We start from the raw sequence: 18,967 nt of genomic DNA, 5'->3' as shown, positions 1-18,967 counted from the left end.
ACAACCCATGAATGCAAATTATTCTTATCCCACAGCTTTCTGTTGAAGTCCCCGAATCTGTTTCAAATCCCACTGTAGTTGGCGCTGTTCAAAGTCGTCCAGCTGAGCCTGATCAATCCAGTTGTCCGGTAGCCCGTCACCTTCCGCCCGTTCCAGTTGAGCCTGCAGTAACCTGTCCAGCAAGCGCTCAAATACCTGAGTCAGTACCCTTGCCTGCCCCGCTTGCAACCCCCCGGCCTGATCGAGCCAGGCAAGACGTGCCCGGCAGGACACCTCGGGGCAGCCCTTTTTCAGTGCCAGCAGGCGCAGTGCTGCGGTCAGTGGCAACAACCCCTGCCGCTTGAGGTTCAGTGCATTCGGGTGCGGGGCATCCTTGCCATCTCCCTGCAGGCGTTCGAAGCGATCCAGTGCCACCGGCGACTCATCAAACAGCTCGGCCATTTCGTGCAGAAACAACCCCGCTGTTGGCACATGTGCCTGAATCGCATCGCGCAGCTGCTGTGCCAGGGTTGCATCACCGTACACCGGTGCGAAATCAAACAAAATATTGCAGAGCTGAACCAGCTTGACCCGCCGAGTCGCCATCCAGAGCCGCATCTGCTCTTTCCATTCGCTGATCGGCTTGCGCCAGAGCGGGCGCGAGGCCATCACGTCACCCTTGCAGTAGGGAATGCCGGCCTGGTCCAGGCGGGCGGTGAAGCGCTCGGCCAGTGTGCGAAACCAGGCATCGATCTCGTTGTGGCGCTCAAGGGGGTAGTCTTCCAGAATCAGCGCGTTGTCTTGATCCGGGTGCAGCAGGCTTTCATGACGCCCACCCGACCCCATCACCAGCACACAGAAACGTACAGGCGCCGGGCCCCAGCCTTCGGCCTGCATCTCGTCCATCGCTTCATCTATGGCGACCCGATACAGCAGGTCATTGTGATCGCTCAGCAGCTGAGCAATCAGCCAACCCGGCAATGACAACTGCTGTAGTGCTCGTACCAGCTGGGGTTGCCAGTCGCGTGCCTGATCCCAGCTGTCAGACGCCTGCTCCAGCAGCCGTTCCAGCGGTTCAAGCAGCGCAGATGGCAGCTGCAGTTCCAGGCTACGTTGCTGGCCAAACAGTTCTCGCCAAACCGAATCCATCCCGCTCCCCTCTTCTTGTTTCCTTCAGCATAGAGGCAGGGATCGTAAAGTCCAGTTGATTCAGCCGGTTAGCGCTGAACACCCTGGGCCGCTGATGCGACTGCGTCCACCGCTGATCGGCTGAACCTCAATGCGCGTGGCAATGCGGTCTTTCAGTGCCTGAACATGGGAGATGACGCCGATCAGCTTGCCTTCCTGCTGCAGGCCGGACAGGGTATCCAGTGCCGTTTCCAGCGCCTCTTCGTCCAGGGTGCCGAACCCCTCGTCCAGAAACAGCGAGTCAACACGAACGTTGCGGCTGGCCATGCCGGACAGCCCCAGCGCCAGCGCCAGGCTGATGAGGAAGCTTTCACCACCTGACAGGTTTTTGGTAGAACGGATTTCGCCCGCCTGATAGTTGTCGATCACGTTCAGCTCCAGCGGCTGCTCGGCATCACGTACCAGCAGATAGCGGTCAGACATTTTCTGCAGCTGGCGGTTGGCGTGACCGATCATCAGTTCAAAAGTCAGCCCCTGAGCGAAGTTACGGAATTTTTTGCCATCTGCCGAGCCAATCAGGGCATGCAGGGTATCCCAGCGCTCCAATTCACGCTGCTGGGCATCGATCGCCTGTTGCTGGGCACCGAACTGCGCCTTGCGTTCGGTATTGATGTTCAATGTCTGCTGCAGGCTGCCGCGTTTTTCCAACAACAGTCCGTGCTCTGACGTAAGCTGTTCAAGTGCCGCTGCCAGTTCTGCACTGCTCTGCTCGGTCAAAGCCTGCTGTTGCAGCAACTGCAGGCTGCTTTGGCACTGCTCCTGCAACGCCTGCAAGCGTGCCGCGTCCGCTTTCAATCTATCAGCCGCCTGCTGCAACGTTTTGAGCGACGCTTCCGGCAACAGTGCCGCCTGTAATGTCTGCTCGTCGGCAAACTGGCTTTGCGCCAGTGCGGCATCGAAGGCCTGCTGCATTTGAGCCATTTCGGTGTTCAAGTCCGTCATATGGCGCTTGAGGTCACTGATCTGCTGCTGGCGGCGGTTGAGGCTGTTCTGCTGTTCAATGGCAGCAGCCTGCGCCTGTTCCTGCGCCTGACGCGCCTGACGTATTGCCTGCTGCAGGCGCTGTTCAAACGCTACCGTATCCGGCTCTGGTGAAAGTGCCTGTCGCTGCTGTTGCAGTTGAGTCAAATCAGCCCGTGCCGCATCCAGTGCCAGTCGTTGTTGCACGCGCTCCTGTTCGGCTCGTTGCTGCTTCAGGGCCTGCTCCAGCCGGTCAATTTCAGCCAGCCGGTCGCGCAACTCGCCCCACTGCTGACGGGCGGCCTGTTGCACCTGCTCGATCTCATCCGGCGCTGGACAAGTATCCAACGCCAGCAGTTGCAGACAGTGTTGAATCGGGGCCTGAAGCGCTTCCAGGCGCTGGCTGTTGTCAGCCTCCTGCTGGCGCAGCCCCTTCTCGTCCTGTTCCAGTCGCGCCTGCTGTACTGCCAGCGCCTGCAGTTCGCTGCGCAAGGCGGTCAGTTGTTGTTCCAGACGCTGCAAGCGGGCTTTTTCTTCGGTCAGTTGCGGTGGCTGCTCGCTGCGCCAAGGATGCTGCTCCGAACCACACAGTGGACAGGGTTTACCCGGCTCCAGCTCACGGCGTTGCTGCTCCAAGTCGGCAATCCGCTCAGCCAGCCGCTGCAGCTTCTGCAGGTCCAGTTGCTCCTGCTGCAGCCTGCTTTCTTCAGCGTGCTGTTGTTCAAGCGACTGTTGTATCCGATCCTGTTCCGGTTTAAGTGCCGCGCGCTTATGAGCGGCCTCCTGCTGTGCCTGTTTCAGCTCATCGGCCTGTTGCACTCGGTTACGCAGTTCACCCAACTGCTCGCCACGACTGCGAATCTGATCCTGTTGCTGCTGTATCTGTACGCGGGTACTGCCGGCCAGAGCCGCGTGCAGTGCCTGCTCATCACGCTCGATGGCGGCCTCCAGCGTTGCCGGGTCAGGTGCTGCCCCTTCAAGCAGCTCGGCTGGCAGGCGGGCGCTTAACTGTGCCACCTGCGCCTGCTGCTCACGCAGTTTCCAGTCCTGCTCCTGTAATTGACGCAGCAGGGGTTGTTGGCGTTCCAGCTCAGCTTCCGCCTGCTGCAGATGCGCCTGTGCCTGTTGTTGCCGGGCTAGCACCGCATCAGCGGCGTCCTGCAGGGCCGGAAGTCCTGCCTGAAGCGGGTCAAGCTGCTCTTGCGCGCGCTGCAGGTCGCCCCGGCGCTGACGCAGCGGCTCATAGGCAGGCCTGAGTGCCTCCGCTCGCAGCGCCTGCTCCAGCTGTTGCTGTTGCGGCGCAAACGCCTGTTGTGCCTGCTCCAGTTCATGCCACTGTTGTTTCAGTTGCGCGGCCTGCCGGGATTCCCGGTCCAGCTGCTGTCGCCAGTTGAGCAGGGTTTGCTGCTGCCCGATCATGTTTGACTGCTGCTGTACCTGCTCTGACAGCTCGGCCAATTGCCGTGACAGTGTGGCTTCTTCCTCCTCATCCAGCAGCTGCAGGCCGGACTGGGCGGCTTTCAAGTGATCGAGTCTCTGTCGCTCCTCGCCCCTTCGACGATGCACCGCGACAGAGATATCGGAATAGATCGAGGTGCCGGTGATCTGTTCCAGAATGGGCGCGCGCTCGTCGGCGTCGGCCTGCAAAAAGGCCGCAAAGCCGCCCTGCGCGAGCAGCATGGAGCGGGTGAAACGGTCGAAATCCATACCGGTGAGGCGCTCAATGGTGTCGGCCACATCCTTGAGCTTGGTATGCAGCACCTTGTCGGCATCGGCGTCTACAATCTCGTGTTTGGGCTGTTGCAGCGCGCCATCGGCCTGTTTGCGGCTGCGGTGCTGGCTCCAGTGGCAACGCCAGCGCCCCTGCGGGGTTTCAAACAGCACCTCGGCAAAGCACTCGCCGGTCTGACGTGACATCACCTCATTCTGACTGGCATTAACCCGGCTTTGGCGCGGCGTGCGCCCGTACAGTGCCAGACAGATCGCATCCAGCAGGGTCGATTTTCCCGCCCCCGTAGGGCCGGTAATCGCAAAGATGCCATCGCTGATATAGGCGGGATCGGTCAGGTCGATCTGCCATTCACCGGCCAGGGAGTTGAGGTTTTTGAAACGGATCTGAAGAATACGCATTGTGTGTCTCTCTGACGCAGGCGCCTATTCGGCACGATGGTCCTGCTCGGCCATGGATTGCAGCACGCTGCCAAACAGACGCTTCAGTTCATCCTGTTGCGTCTCGGGTACCTGATGCAGTTCAAGCGCACGCTCGAATACTTGCATCGGCTCCAGATCATCCAGCGTCTCCTCTTCACCGCTGCGCGCCAGAATGCGCTCCACTACCCGGTTGTTGCGGACCCTCAGTATGGTCAGCTGGGTGCCATCGGTATGCTGTTCCAGCCAGTCGCGCAGGTCGGCTGCCACCTGCTCGCCTTCGTACAGCACTTCCAGCCAGATCGAGGTTTGCTCCTGCGCCAGCTTGTCCAGTGCGGCACTCAGTTGAGCCTGATCACCCTTGATCCGCTCCAGCCTTTGAAAACGCGGGATATCGATCAATTCAAGCTGTGGGCGACGTCCTTCAAACTCGATCAGGCACAGGCTTTTCTGTTGTTTCGCTTCCCCAAATCCCATGGCCAGCGGTGAGCCACTGTAACGAATCTGCTCGCAGCCCGACACGGCCTGAGGTACATGCAGGTGCCCCAGTGCCACATAATCAAGGCAATCGGGAAAGGCATCCACACCCACCTGCGCCAGAGATCCCACATAAAGATCACGCACCCCATCGCCATCAAGCGTTTTGCCACCAGCGGCAAACAGATGGCCCATGCCGATCAGCGGCACATCCACCTGCAGTGACTCTCGCAGCTCTTCGGCAGCGACACAGACCTGCGCATAATGCTCACGAATGCCCTGCACCAGTTTCCGGTCCTTGTCCTCAAGGCTTTCGCCCGCTTCGCTCTGGCGAATATCACGATCACGCAGGTAAGGAACGGCACAGATAATTGCTTCAGGTGCGCCATTTTTGGCTTTCAGCAATACCACTTCATCTACCGGATTGTCACAGGCAGCACCGACCACATGCACATCCAGCGCCTTGAGCAAACCGGACGGTGCATTCAAAAAGCTGGGAGAATCATGATTGCCGCCAATGATCACCACATGACGACAGCGCGAGCGCGCCACCTGGTGCAGAAAGCGGTAATAAAGCGCCTGCGCCCGGTTGCTCGGGGTAGTGGTATCAAACAGGTCGCCGGCGATCAGCAGTACCCCGACATTCAGATGCTCGATCTGTGCCAACATCCAGTCAAGAAAGGCGGCAAATTCATCGTAGCGCTTCTGGCCGTACAGTAATCGGCCCAGATGCCAGTCGGAGCTGTGCAGGACACGCAACGTTTGACGACTCCCCTCGGCCCCGGTTTTGGCCTTTGCCGGGGTACGTTCCGTGCGCGCCGAGCTAACCGGCACCGAAGGCTGCGGCAGCATCTCTTCATCAAACAGTGAAGGCTGATCAGACACGGTTACTCTCCCTGTAGGGTCGCGATGAGGGTGCGGCGGCCAGCGCGATTACGATGTTCACCCAGATAGATCCCCTGCCAGGTGCCCAGCGCCAACTGCCCATTGGCAATAGGCAGCACCAGACTGACGCCAAGTATGCTGCTTTTGAAATGAGCAGGCAGGTCATCAGGGCCTTCATAGGTATGCTGGTAGTAGGGTTCGTTTTCCGGCACATTGCGGTTAAAAAACGCCTCGAAATCAGCGCGAACGGTCGGGTCGGCATTTTCGTTCAACGTCAGGCTTGCAGAGGTGTGTTGCAATAACAGATGCAGCAGGCCGGTGCTGACTCGGCGTAATTCCGGCAGTGCCTGTTCGATCTCGTCAGTCACAAGGTGGAAGCCGCGAGGTCGCGCCTTGAGACTGATGGTTGTTTGATGCCACATATGAAGAACCGATGGATAACTGAATGGCACGACTATAGAGCTGTGTATCGGTGTTCTCAACCACATCTCGTACAGGCAGCGTTTTACATGTGCCAATCATTCAGGCGTGCTAATCGATCATTTGATAGCGCCGATAGAGCACCTCTATCCTTTTCACATAGGCTTGGGTTTCAGCATAGGGCGGTATGCCACCGTACTGCTGCACTGCGCCGGGGCCTGCATTATACGCTGCCGTTGCCAAGCGTACGTCTTGGTCATAGCGCTGGAGTAATCCGGCCAGATAGCGCACGCCACCGTCGATATTCTGCTCAGCATCAAAGGGGTTACCGACACCGAGCTCTGCTGCCGTTTGCGGCATCAACTGCATCAGCCCCTGCGCACCGGCTCTGGAACGCGCTTGCGGATTAAAGGCGGATTCAGCATGAATCACCGCACGTACCAGCGCAGCATCCATATCATGTAGCGCGGCGATCCGTTCGATTTCATCCCGATAACGGTCGGCAAACAAGGGGGTCGTCTCCCAATTAACGGTAGAATCAACCTTGCAGGCAAAACAGTCGAAACGCACCAGTTCATATTGCACGCCACTCGGTTTTGTATCGCTGAAAGAGAGCACACCGTCAGCATTGCGGTATTTGTAGTAGGTATTGACCACAGCTGCCTTTTGTTCAGGCGCAACGTTGGTGTATTCCACCCGACCATCGGGATGCACAATCTTGCGCATCTCTGCGGTGGCATGAAAGCTAGGCAGCAACAGTGTGGCAAACATGAGAGGGTAAACGTATCGGTACATGGCAGCAGGGTCGAGTCTCAAATCCATTTATGCAACATTCTAGAACCTGTGTGCGGGAAATGCTGCCCCTGTGGGGCAGCTTTATCGGCCAGACTTGATCAAGTTCAGGTCATTCAGTCGAAAAGGTCGCGGTGCATGATGCCTTCGTTGACCCAACGTGCCAGTTCAGCCTCTGCTTCAGCCTTGCTGGCCCCCTTGCGTTGCAGTAACTGCATCAGCACGCCGTCGATCCCCCTCCCCAGCGTAGATGCGCGACCACAGATATACAGGTTGGCACCCCGGTTGATCCATTCCAGCAGTTGATCACCCCGGTGTTCAATCCGCTCGGTGATATAGCGTTGATCACCACCATCACGAGAGAAGACGGTATCAAGATTGGTGATAACGCCCTGCTCTTTGAGCGCCTTGATCTGCTCTCCATACAGGAAGTCACCTTTCTCGTGACGGTTACCAAACAGCAGCCAAACCGGTCCCTTTCGATCCGTGGCAGCGCGCGCCTCAAGAAATCCGATAAAGGGTGCAATGCCACAACCAGTCGCTACCAGGATCATCGGATGCTCTGAGTTCTGAGGCGGATTGAACCCCGGATGAGCCACCAGTTCGACACTCCGTGATTCGTTCAGCGGCCAGTTCAAACAGAGTTCACTGCTGCCGAGACCCAGAACCTCATTACCCTGTTCAGTTTCATATCGCAGCAACCCTACCGTCAGGCGCACCTTGCCGGGGCTTGTCTCATAATCCGAACCGATTGAGTAGGTGCGCGGCTCTGCATCAGGTCGGGGCTGAAACTGGAACAGGTCACCGGGGGCAAAACGGGTACTTTCCGGCACGGCAAACGTCAGGCTGTAACTGTGAGGGCTATCGTCACCCATCGGAGTATCCAGACGGGTACGCTCAATCAGTGTCGCCTCACACCGTTGCCGTTGCACGGCCATACCACCGATCTGCAGGTTCCAGTTGTTGTACTCGGCGAGCTGTCGCAACCATTGCTGCCAACCAACGGCGGGGTCACCATCCACCTCGTGCAAAGTCAGTCGTTCATGGGCACCAGCCTTGATCAACTCAGTCCGCAAGCGCTGGCCACCGGCACAAAAATGGGTATAGCGGCGATCACCCAGTGCCAAAAGACTGAATGACACGCCTTCCAGCTGCCTGGCTTTGATTCCGCTCACCCAGCTACGGGCATTATCCGGTAGCTCACCTTCACCGGTAGTCGAACAGATCACCAGCACCTGTTGGTAAGCATGCCACTTACTGGCAGGAAACGCGGCAATCGATCCCTGGTCGGCAATAATCCCTGACTTTTCAAAAGTGGCTGCGGTTACAGTGGCCAAGCCCTGAGCTGTGCCGGTCTGACTGGCAAAGACGATCAGTACCTCTGCACCTGAACGGATATCGCTGATACGAGCGGCTTGTCGACGCCTCAACCAGCTGATGAACCCTGTCAGCGTCAGCCCCATAACGAGCATCCCAACCAGCATGTTGAAAAGCCCGGATACCCAACCACCCCAAAGCCCTTCATGTAACATTTTGGGCCAGTTGGAGGACAAATCGATGGGAGTCACCTGATCGCCACTGACCACCAACATGGCTTCCTCGGTTTCGATCAACAACGAACCTGACTTGAAACCACGCGCACTGATCAACCCCGACAGGTTATGCTCGCCCGCCGCCTGCTCCAGACCCTGTTGCAACGAGGTGGGCTCCGCCCCGCGCTGCAGGCCCAGATCAGGACGTGCTACATGCAAGGTCATCAGAATACCGGTCAACGGCAGTAGCAGGACTAACGGAAACAGCCACACACCCAGGAATTGGTGCCAGCCCAGCAGTGACTGCTTGAACTTTGGCCAGCCCAACAAAATACCAGCCACTACTATTGCCAGCATTGCCCAAGTCGCCCACTCCACCAACCAGCCGGCATCAACCAGCAGATCCTTGTGCAGATCTTTGATCCAGTCAAAGAACGCCCCACCGGACGTCTCACTGGGACCAACACGCACTCCATCGCTCAGGCGGTACTCACCCAGCGCAGGTATAACCCATTGACCGGACGTTGCACTGCGTTCGATGGCGACAACCGGCCCATCGGCAGACGCACTTTCCAGTAAAGCCTGCACCTGGCTAACCTCAACAGCCCCGGTGTAAGGCGGTGCCGAAAGATCGGCCAGCACAGGCTTGAGCGCCAGCACCATACCGGTCAACGTAATCAACAAAAACAAGGGGGTCAGGAGCAGAGCAAGCCAACGGTGCACCTGCAGCAGGTACGATCTCATCATTCACCATCCTTAGCCATAGCGGCCACTGATTCAGTCAGTTGACCTCTATTTTAACTGAGCCTGACTTAAACAAAGATTAAGGTGCGTAAAGATACGTAAATCTGACCAGTGGCTGTCGAATATACATACATCTACAAATGTATCGATGTTTTTATACCGCCGATACGATAAAATAATGGTTCATTTTTCAACGATTTGAGTTGGGGTTCTTTACAGCTATGGCTAGACGCACCAAAGCCGAAGCAGCAGCCACGCGCGAAGCGTTGATTGATGCAGCAGAAGAGATGTTCATGGCTCATGGTGTAGCACGTACCACACTGGAACAGATTGCCCGTCATGCTGGCATGACACGCGGTGCTGTCTATTGGCATTTCAAGAACAAGGCTGACCTGTTCCGGGCCATGCTGGAACGGGTGCGAATGCCGTTTGATGAACTGGTGCAGGAGATTGATGATCCTGCACTGACCGAGTCCCCACTGAACGCAATTCGCCTGGCCTGCCTCAAGGGTCTGGCACGACTTGAGCAGCCCCGCTATACGCGTGTGCACTCCATTCTGTTGTACCGCTGCGAATTTTTCAGTGATATCGACCCTATCACCATGCAGGAAGAGATCGCCTGTGACATTCATGAGGCTCTGCTGCGTTATTTCGCCCTCGCCGCGGATCAGCAGGAGCTTTCAGTTGCACCAGAGGTGGCTGCCGATTTGATGAATACCTGTCTCTCCGGCCTGTTTCATGATTGGCTGCGCAAACCTGACGCGTACTCTATCCTCAGCCGTGGTGAGACACTAATTTCCCACCTGATTGGGCTGATGACCCACCGCTGAATCGTACGGTTTGCCCCCCTGCTCCCATAATCGTGCAATAAAAAAGGCGCCGTCCCGAAGGAGAGCGCCTTTTTCCAGTTTAACCTGAAGGTCAGTGAGCCGTATTTGACTCAGCCACACCACGCTTGCGTCTGAGCCAGTCAGACACATGTGCAATCATGGCGTAGAAACTCGGCACGAAGCAGCTGGAAATGATCGCCACCGACGCCATACCGACCGACACCGCCGTACCGATATGATGACTGCTCACATCGCTGGCACCGCTGGCCAGTGCCAACGGCAGGGTACCGAGAATAAAGGCAAAAGAGGTCATAACGATTGGGCGGAAACGCAACTCAGCTGCGGTAACAGCCGCTTCATGAATTGATTTGCCCAACTCCCTGCGCTGTAGTTCGGCGAATTCCACGATCAGAATGGCGTTTTTCGCGGCAAGCCCCACCACCACTAACAGGCCGATCTCGACATAGACGGACACCTCCAGTCCCCGCAGCACAATCCCGCCGATGGCACCAAAAAAGGCAAACGGCGTGGCGGTCATAACCGCCAATGGCAGGGACCAGCTTTCGTACTGTGCCGCCAGAATCAGGAACATCATCAGAATACCGAAGATGATCGCCATGGAAGCCGTATTCCCCAGGGTTGTTTCCTGATAGGCCGTACCGGTCCAGCCCATGCCCCAGTTGTCACCCAGCTCCTGCTGTACAATCTCGTTCATGGCAGCTATGGCCTGAGCCGAGCTGTATCCCGGTGCCGGTCCGCCCTGGAACTGGGCACCCAGATAGACGCCGAAACGGGATACCACCGCCGGACCAACCTGACGTTCCAGCGTTACGAACTCGGACAGAGGAATCCGCTCGCCATTTCCCGCACGCACAAAGATATTATTGATATCTTCGGGTTCGTCACGGTACTCATCTTCGTTCTGCAGATACACCTGGAAGTTGCGGTTTTGATAGCTGAAATAGTTCACAAAACCATTACCCAGCGTATTCGACAGGGTTGCGTTCAGATCGGTCAGTGGCACCCCGTAGCTCAGGGCTTTCTGCTGGTCGATGTTGGCGCGGAACGAGGGCACATTCACGTTGAAGGTGGTGAATACCCGCTGCAGCGCAGGATTCTGGGCGGCGGCCTGCATCACTTTCACCGATGCCATGTACAGCTCTTCCGAGCTGGCACCGCCAAAGGACTGCAGATAGCCGGTAAAACCGCCTGTTGTTGAGAGTCCCATAATCGGCGGCATGTTGAAGGCGATGGCACTACCACCGTCAATCTGTGCACCCAACTGCATCACCTGGCCCACCAGCCGGTCAACTGTCAGTTCACGCTCTTCCCAGGGCACCAGACTAATGAACATGATACCCCGAGCGGTGTTAACCGCACTGGAAAGGATGTCATAGCCTGCAATTGACACGACATGATTAACGCCGGGGATCTGCTCGATCTCCTCACTCAGCTTACCCATGTACTGACTGGTTCGATCCAGTGAAGCGGCATCGGGCAGCTGAACACTGACCAACGCAATCCCCTGATCCGTTTCCGGTACCAAAGAAGTCGGCGTCGTGCTGAACATCCACCAGGAACCGGCACTGAACGCAGTGGTCAGCGCCAGTGCAAGCACCCAACGCTGTACCAGCAGCTTAACGATCCAGACATAGGCAGTTGTAACAGCCGCAAACACGCGATCAAACAGGCGAAGTGGCGCATGCAATACGTGCAACACACCCGAACCTTCGAAACGCGGCTTGTGTTTAATGAAAATGGCCGACAGGGCCGGTGTAAAGGTCAGTGCCATCAGGGCCGAAAAGCCAACCGAGATCGCCACCGTCAGGGCAAACTGTTGGTAGATCTGGCCGGTAAAACCGCCCAGGAACGCTACCGGCACAAACACGGCCGCCATGATAAGCGAAGTCGCAATAACAGGGCCGCCCACCTCTTTCATTGCTCGGATGGTGGCATCACGCACGCTGATGTCATCATCTTCACTCAACACACGCTCAACGTTTTCCACTACCAGAATGGCATCGTCCACGACGATCCCGATCGACAGCACCAGCGCAAACAATGTCAGCAGGTTGATTGAGAAGCCGAACAGATAGAAGCCGGCAAAGGTTGCGATAACCGACACCGGCACCACCGACATGGCGATCACGGTAAAGCGCCAGTTCTGCAGGAACACGAACAGAATCACGCCAACGATCAGGAACGCCTCGATGAAGGTCGTCACCACGGTTTCAACGGATGAACTTATAAACAGCGTGGTGTCGTACGGTACTACGTAATCCAGACCCGGCGGAAAGCGTCCGGCCAGCTCTTCCATCTTGGCCTTGACCGCCAGTGATGTTTCCAGCGCGTTGGCGCCCGGCTGCTGGTTGATGATAATGGGCGTCATACCGGCCCCATCAAGACGTGCATCGATACCGTAGAATGAGGCACCCAGCTCGATACGCGCCACATCTTTCAACAATAGCGCCGAACCGTCAGCATTGGTGCGCAGGAAAATATTACGGAAATCATCCGCACTGGACAGGCGTCCACCCGCCGTCACAGTATAGGTATAGGCACGCGGATTCGCATTGGGTGTTGCCGCCAGACTGCCTGCCGGCACTTCGGTATTCTGCGACCGAATTGCGGCTGCCACTTCAGTTGGTGTCAGGTCATACTGCGCCAGCTTATCGGGGTCCATCCAGATGCGCATGGCGAACTTGCCACCACCGAGCACCTCCGCTTCACCCACACCCGGCACCTGACGCAACTCGTCCAGTACATTCAGGGTGGCGTAGTTTTGCATGTAGATGTTGTCGTAGTCACCCTGGGGCGAAATCATCGCCACTACCATCAGGATAGAGCTGGAGCGCAACTTGACCGTCACCCCCTGCGCCTGTACCTGTTCGGGCAGCTGCGACAGCGCACCCTGCACACGGTTATTGACGTTGATGGTGTTGGTATCACCATCAGTGCCGATATCAAACGCCACGCTCAGGCTCATGATACCGTTGTCGGCACTGGTCGAGGTCATGTACAACATGTTCTCGACCCCGTTGATTGCCTCGGCCAGTGGGGCTGCCACGGTCTGGGCCACGGTCTCGGCATTGGCACCGGGGAAGCGTGCCTGCACCGACACTGTGGGGGGAACAACGCTGGGATACTGCTCGATCGGCAGCACGCGCATGCTGACAACCCCGACCAGGGTCAGGATAATTGCCAGCACCGTGGCAAAGATCGGCCGACCGATGAAGAAATTGGAGAAATTCATTCGGCGTTCGCCTCCTCTGCCGCTTCATCGGCGGCGGCTGCCTGGATCGGCGTACCCGGCTTGATACCGGAAGGATCACCGGATACAACCTGTACACCCTCTTCCAGCCCTTCGAGAATGATCTGCCATTCACCGGCAATCTCACCCAGCTGAACCGCCTGTGCACGGGCCTTGCCTTCTTCATCAATTACAAATACCTGAGGCCCCATCAGCCCCTGAGTAACGGCAATTTCAGGCACGGCAATCACATTGAAACGCTTCAGCCCTTCGATGCTGACACGCACAAACTGCCCCGGCAGTACCTGTGCATCAGGGTTTTCAAAGCGGGCAGAGGCCTGCACAGTACTTGTGCTCTCATCCACTCGAGATCCCAGAAAGTCCATCTGCCCTTGCAGAGTCAGGGACTGGGTACCGTTGTTGCCAGCCAGCTGAAGCGAGGCCCGAATTTCTCGAATATCAGTCTCTCCGGCAGCCAGCTGCTTGCGCAGCTCAAAGGCATCCCGTTGCGGCAGCTGGAAGCGTACTTCAAGCGGGTCCAGCGGAGTGATGGTCACCAGTTCTGAACCGGCATTGACCAGATTGCCCAGATTGATCTGGCTGAGTCCAACCATGCCGGCAACCGGTGCCTTCACCTGGGTGTAATTCAAGTCAATACGCGCACTGGCCAGTGCCGCCTCTGCCTGAGCAACACGGGCCTGAGCAACACTCTGTTCAGCCTCTGCCTGATCGACCTGCTGACGACTGACTGAATTGCGACTGAGTAGCTGCTGATAACGCTCCGCATCGCGGCGGGCGCGGTCCAGCTCTGCCTGGGCACTTTTCAGGTCTGCAGCCCGTTCGTTGACGCGAGCCTGATACAACTCTGGCTCGATGGTATAGAGCAGATCCCCCTGCTCAACCCAGTCACCCTGCTCGAACTGACGCGTTTCCAGCACCCCGGTCACACGCGCTACTAACGTGACTTCGTCATCGCTGCGCAGCAATGATGAATATGATTTTTGTAGCGGAATATCCTGTCGCTTGACGGTTAGTACTTCGGTCGTCACCGGCGGAAGTGCCTGCCCGCCGGGGGCGGCAGCACTCTGAGGCGCTTCGTCGCTGCCACAGGCCACCAGCAGCGATGCCGCCAGAGCCAGCAGAACTGCCCGACCGGTATGAAAAGCTGTTTTCATGACGTTAATCCCGTTTCCAAAAGCAGAGTGAAAAGATAGGGTATTTTACATTCATCCATGTATGGATGTAAATCAGACTATGCTGACTAAACACTTTCACGACAGGCCACGTAAAAGCTTGTTGAAATCAAACCTTTTAGGCGACCAGTGGTCTCTGTTGTCCGCTGCAGCATGAAACTCTTTTAGCCGGTTGCAGGTCCTAAGCAGTAGAACATAACGGGAGATACCCATGATTATCCGAAATGGATACCTTGCTGGCGGCATACTTGCGCTGGCACTGTCTGTATTTGCATCAACACGGCTGACCGCAGCTGACACCCCAGCTACTCCTGACCTGTCGCAGTATCAAGTAGCAACCTTTGCCGGGGGCTGTTTCTGGTGCGTCGAGCAGGGCTTCGAAAAAATTCCCGGTGTTATTGAAGCCGTCTCAGGCTACAGCGGCGGCACCGAGCCAAACCCGACCTATGAACAGGTGTCCTCAGGCAGCACAGGTCATACCGAAGCCGTACAGGTCTACTATGATCCGACCCTGATCACCTACAAGGGGCTTGTAGAAGGCTTCTGGCGTTTCATGGACCCCACCGACGCCAAGGGCCAGTTTGTCGACCGTGGGCAACAGTATCGTCCGGCCATTTTCTATCATGATGATCAGCAGCGACAGGTTGCCGAATCCTCTCGTGATGCCCTGGCCGCGTCCGGGCGCTATGACAAACCGGTGGTGATCGAGATCACGCCCTTCAGCACATTCTATGAAGCAGAAGACTACCATCAGGACTATTACAAAAAGAACCCGGTGCGGTATCGCTTTTACACCCACAACTCAGGGCGTTACCAGTTTATCGAGCAAGTCTGGGGGGATGATCAAACACTCGACTTCAGCCAGTTTAGCCCAACTAAAGCCGAGTCTGGCAGTACAGAGATGGGGCCACTTGGGAAGGACTATCAGCGCCCCTCGGATGAGGTTCTGCGTCAGCGTCTGACACCGGAGCAGTTCAAGGTGACACGCGAGGATAGTACTGAACGCGCCTTTGAAAATGAATATTGGGATGAAAAACGTCCCGGCATTTACGTTGATGTCATTTCAGGCGAGCCACTGTTCTCATCACGCGACAAGTATAAATCCGGTACCGGCTGGCCCAGTTTTACGCAGCCCATCAGCGAGGGTATGGTCACTGAGCACGAGGACCGTTCATGGTTTATGACCCGAACTGAAATTCGCAGTGCACTGGCCGATTCACACTTGGGCCATGTATTCAATGATGGTCCAGCACCCACCGGACTGCGCTACTGCATGAATTCGGCAGCCATGCGTTTCATTCCGTTTGAGGAGATGGAAGCACAGGGCTATGGTGACTGGATAGACGCGGTTCGCTGAGGCCCGTGGCAGGCGCTGCGGCAATACCGCCTCAGCGCCTGCGTTCGTAGACGCTCAAGCTGACAGCCGTTGCCAGATTGAGCGATTCGATCTGGCCTGAACCCGTAATGGTGAACGGGCATGCCGACAGGCTATCGAGCTGTTCACGCGGCACACCGCGTGCCTCGTTGCCAAACAGATAGCAGTCACACTCGCTGAAAGTGGGCGCGCTGAGCGGCTCGCCCTGCATGTCGAGACAACCGATCCGTTTATAACGCTCAGCAAGGCTCTCCAGCGGTACATCCAGTTCCAGTGGTACGTGGAAAATCGCCCCCATACTGGCACGAATCACCTTGGGGTTGAACGGATCGACGCTGTTGGGACTGAGCAGGCAGCGAAAGCCGCCAAACCAGGCCAGGGTGCGCAGAATTGTGCCCAGATTGCCCGGGTCCTGAACTTCGTGCAGATAGATGGCGATATCGCCATCGGCAGATACCGGCCTTATCGCATCGATGGGCAGCACCGCCAGAATTCCCTGTGGCGACTTGGTGGCGCTGAGGGCACGCATCTGTTTACTGCCGATTTCATGCTTGACCAGCGGCGTTGGCCAGTCCCGGTATTCTTCGGTCAGATACAGTTCGGCGGCCTGCAGCTCGGGACGGAGCTGCAACGCCTGCTGCAGCTCCAGTACCAGATGCTCGCCCTCAACCAGACAGGCGCCCAGCTCGCTGCGGTACTTTTTCTGCTGCAGCTTCTTGATGTCGTCCAGTTTCATGCCGATTCGGTTTCCCGCTGCTGCAGAATGTCCAGTGCCACCGCTTCCGCCACCTTGATGCCATCAATACCGGCCGACAGAATACCACCGGCATACCCTGCCCCCTCACCGGCAGGGTAAAGGCCGCGCACATTGAGACTCTGCAGGGTGTGTGGGTCGCGAGTGATGCGAATCGGCGATGAGGTACGCGATTCAATCCCGGTCAGCACCGCATCTTCGCGGTCAAAGCCACGGATCTTGCGCCCAAAGGCCGGCAGCGCCTCGCGCATGGCCTCGATCACGTAATCCGGCAACGCTTCGGCCAAGTCACAGAGTTTGACCCCGGGCTGATAGGAAGGCTCGACTTCGCCCAGTTTTTCGGAAGGACGACCGCGTAAAAAGTCCCCTACCAGCTGAGCCGGGGCACGGTAATCACATCCACCCAACTGATAGGCGATCGACTCCAGCTTTTCCTGCAGTTCGATCCCGGCCAGCGGCCCACCGGGAAAATCCTGTTCCGGGTTGATGCCAACAACAATGCCCGCATTGGCATTACGCTCCTTGCGCGAATACTGGCTCATACCATTGGTGACCACGCGTCCCTCTTCCGAGGTCGCCGCAACCACCTGACCACCCGGGCACATGCAGAAGCTGTAAACAGCCCGGCCGTTTTTGGCATGGTGGATCAGCTTGTAATCCGCCGCTCCCAGCTCTTCATGACCTGCATATTTGCCTAAACGCGCCCGGTCGATCATCGACTGCGGGTGCTCAATACGAAAACCAATGGCGAAGGGCTTGGGTTCGATATGTACTTCGCGCTGGTGCAGCATACGGAAGGTATCACGCGCACTGTGCCCCAGCGCCAAAACTACATGACGGCTCAGCAACTGACCGCCATCAGCCAGGGTCACGCCCTTGACTTCGCCATTCTCCAGCAGCAAGTCAGTGACTTTGGATTCAAACCGAATTTCGCCCCCCATCTCAATGATGCTCTGACGCATCCTTGATACTACCGTGGTCAAGCGGAAGGTGCCGATATGCGGCTTGTTGACATACAGGATATTGTCCGGCGCACCGTGATCAACAAACTCCTGCATCACCTTGCGGCCATAGAATTTGGGGTCCTTGACCTGTGAATAGAGCTTGCCATCCGAAAACAGCCCTGCTCCACCTTCGCCAAACTGGACGTTGGATTCGGTACTCAGATTGTGCTGACGCCAGAGCGCCCAGGTATCCTGGGTACGCTTGCGAACATCACGGCCGCGTTCAAGCACGATCGGCTTGAACCCCATCTGCGCCAGAATCGTGGCGGCAAACAGACCACAAGGACCAAAACCGATCACCAGCGGTCGTTCAGCCAGATCGGCGGGTGCCACGGCAACTGGGTGATACTCCGTATCCGGCGCCATGGTCACATGCGGATCATCGACAAAGCGCGCCAGCACGGCAGCCTCATCTTTCACATCCAGGTGGATAATGTAGACGAAGGTAATCTCGGTGTTCTTCTTGCGCGCATCGTAGCTACGCTTGAACACGCTGAAATCGAGCAGCTCGTCATCCGCCAGCTCAAGCCGTTTCAGAATGGCCTGACGCAGGGCGATTTCAGGATGATCAAGAGGAAGTGACAGTTCGCTGAGACGGATCATGGCAAGGGTTCCGGCCGGTTTATCCGGCAAAGGGACAATAAACGGCGGATTATAGCCCTCAACCGGATTAAAGTCAGTCTGATACGCCCGAGAACATGACACCGCAGGGCTTGCGGACGTACAATCGGGTTTTAATTTTCTGATGGTTTCAACCGGTATGGCCCGTTCCAAAAGCAGTGCACGCTGGCTCGATGAGCACGTCAACGATCCTTTCGTCAAACAGGCACAGAAAGACGGTTATCGCTCCCGTGCCAGTTACAAACTGTTGGCGATCAACGAGAAGGACAAACTGATTCGGCCCGGCATGCTGGTGATCGACCTGGGCTCGGCGCCCGGTGGCTGGTCACAGGTCGCCTCCAAACTGGTCGGCACAGGTGGCAAAGTGATCGCATCCGACATTTTGCCAATGGACAGTCTGCCCGATGTGGAGTTTATTCAGGGCGATTTCACCGAAGACAGCGTATTCGAGCAGATTCTGCAGGCGATCAACGACAATCCGGTCGATGTCGTCATTTCGGACATGGCTCCCAACCTGAGCGGTATCGCCACGGCGGATCAGGCGGCCTCCATCTACCTGATCGAACTGGCGCTGGACATGGCACAACAGGTCCTGAAGCCCAAAGGCAGCTTTATTGCCAAGGCGTTTCAAGGTGAGGGCTATGAAGCGTTCGTGAAGGAAGTTCGCAACCACTTTGACACAGTGGTTATTCGCAAACCGGAAGCATCACGTTCACGCTCACGTGAAGTCTACGTGGTAGGCAAGGGCTTCCGTGGTTGAAAATTTTCACCAATAAATTGAAGTAACCAATGGGATGGACTCCTCCTCACCTAAC

Annotated in this window: 13 protein-coding genes; 3 read left to right on the top strand and 10 right to left on the bottom strand. The window is 56.9% G+C overall.

All coding sequences use genetic code 11. The annotated features are described in order from the left end of the window. Positions 1-24: 24 nt before the first annotated feature. From CFI10_RS07800 to CFI10_RS07775, 6 genes are all read right to left on the bottom strand, one after another. Positions 25-1,128: a DUF294 nucleotidyltransferase-like domain-containing protein gene (locus CFI10_RS07800; RefSeq protein WP_206841121.1), complete on the bottom strand. Its 1,104-nt coding sequence runs from the start codon at positions 1,126-1,128 to the stop codon at positions 25-27. A gap of 60 nt (positions 1,129-1,188) precedes the next feature. Further along, positions 1,189-4,257 carry an AAA family ATPase gene (locus CFI10_RS07795; RefSeq protein ID WP_206841120.1) on the bottom strand — a complete coding sequence of 1,023 codons (3,069 nt, stop codon included), beginning with the start codon at positions 4,255-4,257 and terminating at the stop codon, positions 1,189-1,191. A gap of 24 nt (positions 4,258-4,281) precedes the next feature. Then, entirely contained in the window at positions 4,282-5,637 is a 1,356-nt protein-coding gene (locus tag CFI10_RS07790; protein WP_206841118.1) for an exonuclease SbcCD subunit D C-terminal domain-containing protein, read from the bottom strand. 2 nt (positions 5,638-5,639) lie between these two features. After that, positions 5,640-6,059, bottom strand: coding sequence for a secondary thiamine-phosphate synthase enzyme YjbQ (locus CFI10_RS07785; RefSeq protein ID WP_206841116.1), 420 nt, complete (start codon positions 6,057-6,059; stop codon positions 5,640-5,642). 109 nt (positions 6,060-6,168) lie between these two features. Further along, positions 6,169-6,828: a lytic transglycosylase domain-containing protein gene (locus CFI10_RS07780; RefSeq protein WP_242530154.1), complete on the bottom strand. Its 660-nt coding sequence runs from the start codon at positions 6,826-6,828 to the stop codon at positions 6,169-6,171. Positions 6,829-6,965: 137 nt separating this feature from the next. Further along, the gene (locus CFI10_RS07775; protein WP_206841113.1) at positions 6,966-9,128 is read right to left on the bottom strand and encodes a PepSY domain-containing protein; all 2,163 of its coding nucleotides are present in this window, start codon (positions 9,126-9,128) and stop codon (positions 6,966-6,968) included. A gap of 218 nt (positions 9,129-9,346) precedes the next feature. Between CFI10_RS07775 and CFI10_RS07770 the strand changes: the two genes are divergently transcribed. Further along, positions 9,347-9,955 (top strand): TetR family transcriptional regulator, encoded by a 609-nt coding sequence (locus tag CFI10_RS07770; RefSeq protein ID WP_091827610.1) that lies wholly within the window; start codon positions 9,347-9,349, stop codon positions 9,953-9,955. Between the two features lie 91 nt (positions 9,956-10,046). Here the strand turns inward: CFI10_RS07770 and CFI10_RS07765 are convergent, their stop codons facing one another. Both CFI10_RS07765 and CFI10_RS07760 read right to left on the bottom strand, forming a co-directional pair. After that, on the bottom strand, positions 10,047-13,208 hold the full coding sequence (locus CFI10_RS07765; RefSeq protein ID WP_206841111.1) for an efflux RND transporter permease subunit: 3,162 nt from the start codon (positions 13,206-13,208) through the stop codon (positions 10,047-10,049). Then, positions 13,205-14,380 carry an efflux RND transporter periplasmic adaptor subunit gene (locus tag CFI10_RS07760; RefSeq protein ID WP_206841109.1) on the bottom strand — a complete coding sequence of 392 codons (1,176 nt, stop codon included), beginning with the start codon at positions 14,378-14,380 and terminating at the stop codon, positions 13,205-13,207. Before CFI10_RS07760 ends, CFI10_RS07765 begins: the two co-directional genes overlap by 4 nt. 229 nt (positions 14,381-14,609) lie before the next feature. Here CFI10_RS07760 and msrB point away from each other — a divergent pair, with 229 nt between their 5' ends. Next, on the top strand, positions 14,610-15,755 hold the full coding sequence (gene msrB, locus CFI10_RS07755) for a peptide-methionine (R)-S-oxide reductase MsrB (protein ID WP_206841107.1): 1,146 nt from the start codon (positions 14,610-14,612) through the stop codon (positions 15,753-15,755). Positions 15,756-15,786: 31 nt separating this feature from the next. Here the strand turns inward: msrB and CFI10_RS07750 are convergent, their stop codons facing one another. Both CFI10_RS07750 and CFI10_RS07745 read right to left on the bottom strand, forming a co-directional pair. Then, positions 15,787-16,509 (bottom strand): TrmH family RNA methyltransferase, encoded by a 723-nt coding sequence (locus tag CFI10_RS07750; protein WP_206841105.1) that lies wholly within the window; start codon positions 16,507-16,509, stop codon positions 15,787-15,789. After that, entirely contained in the window at positions 16,506-18,134 is a 1,629-nt protein-coding gene (locus CFI10_RS07745) for an NAD(P)/FAD-dependent oxidoreductase (RefSeq protein ID WP_206841103.1), read from the bottom strand. The genes CFI10_RS07750 and CFI10_RS07745 overlap by 4 nt, the downstream gene beginning before the upstream one ends. Before the next feature lie 157 nt (positions 18,135-18,291). On the opposite strand from CFI10_RS07745, the gene rlmE reads away from it, so the two are divergent. Further along, positions 18,292-18,912 (top strand): 23S rRNA (uridine(2552)-2'-O)-methyltransferase RlmE, encoded by a 621-nt coding sequence (gene rlmE / locus CFI10_RS07740; RefSeq protein WP_206841100.1) that lies wholly within the window; start codon positions 18,292-18,294, stop codon positions 18,910-18,912. Positions 18,913-18,967 lie beyond the last annotated feature (55 nt).

Source organism: Marinobacterium iners, from assembly GCF_017310015.1.
GTDB classification, from domain to species: Bacteria; Pseudomonadota; Gammaproteobacteria; order Pseudomonadales; family Balneatricaceae; genus Marinobacterium; species Marinobacterium iners.
The sequence above is the reverse complement of the archived record's forward strand: the minus strand, read 5'-3'. Positions and strand labels throughout refer to the sequence as shown.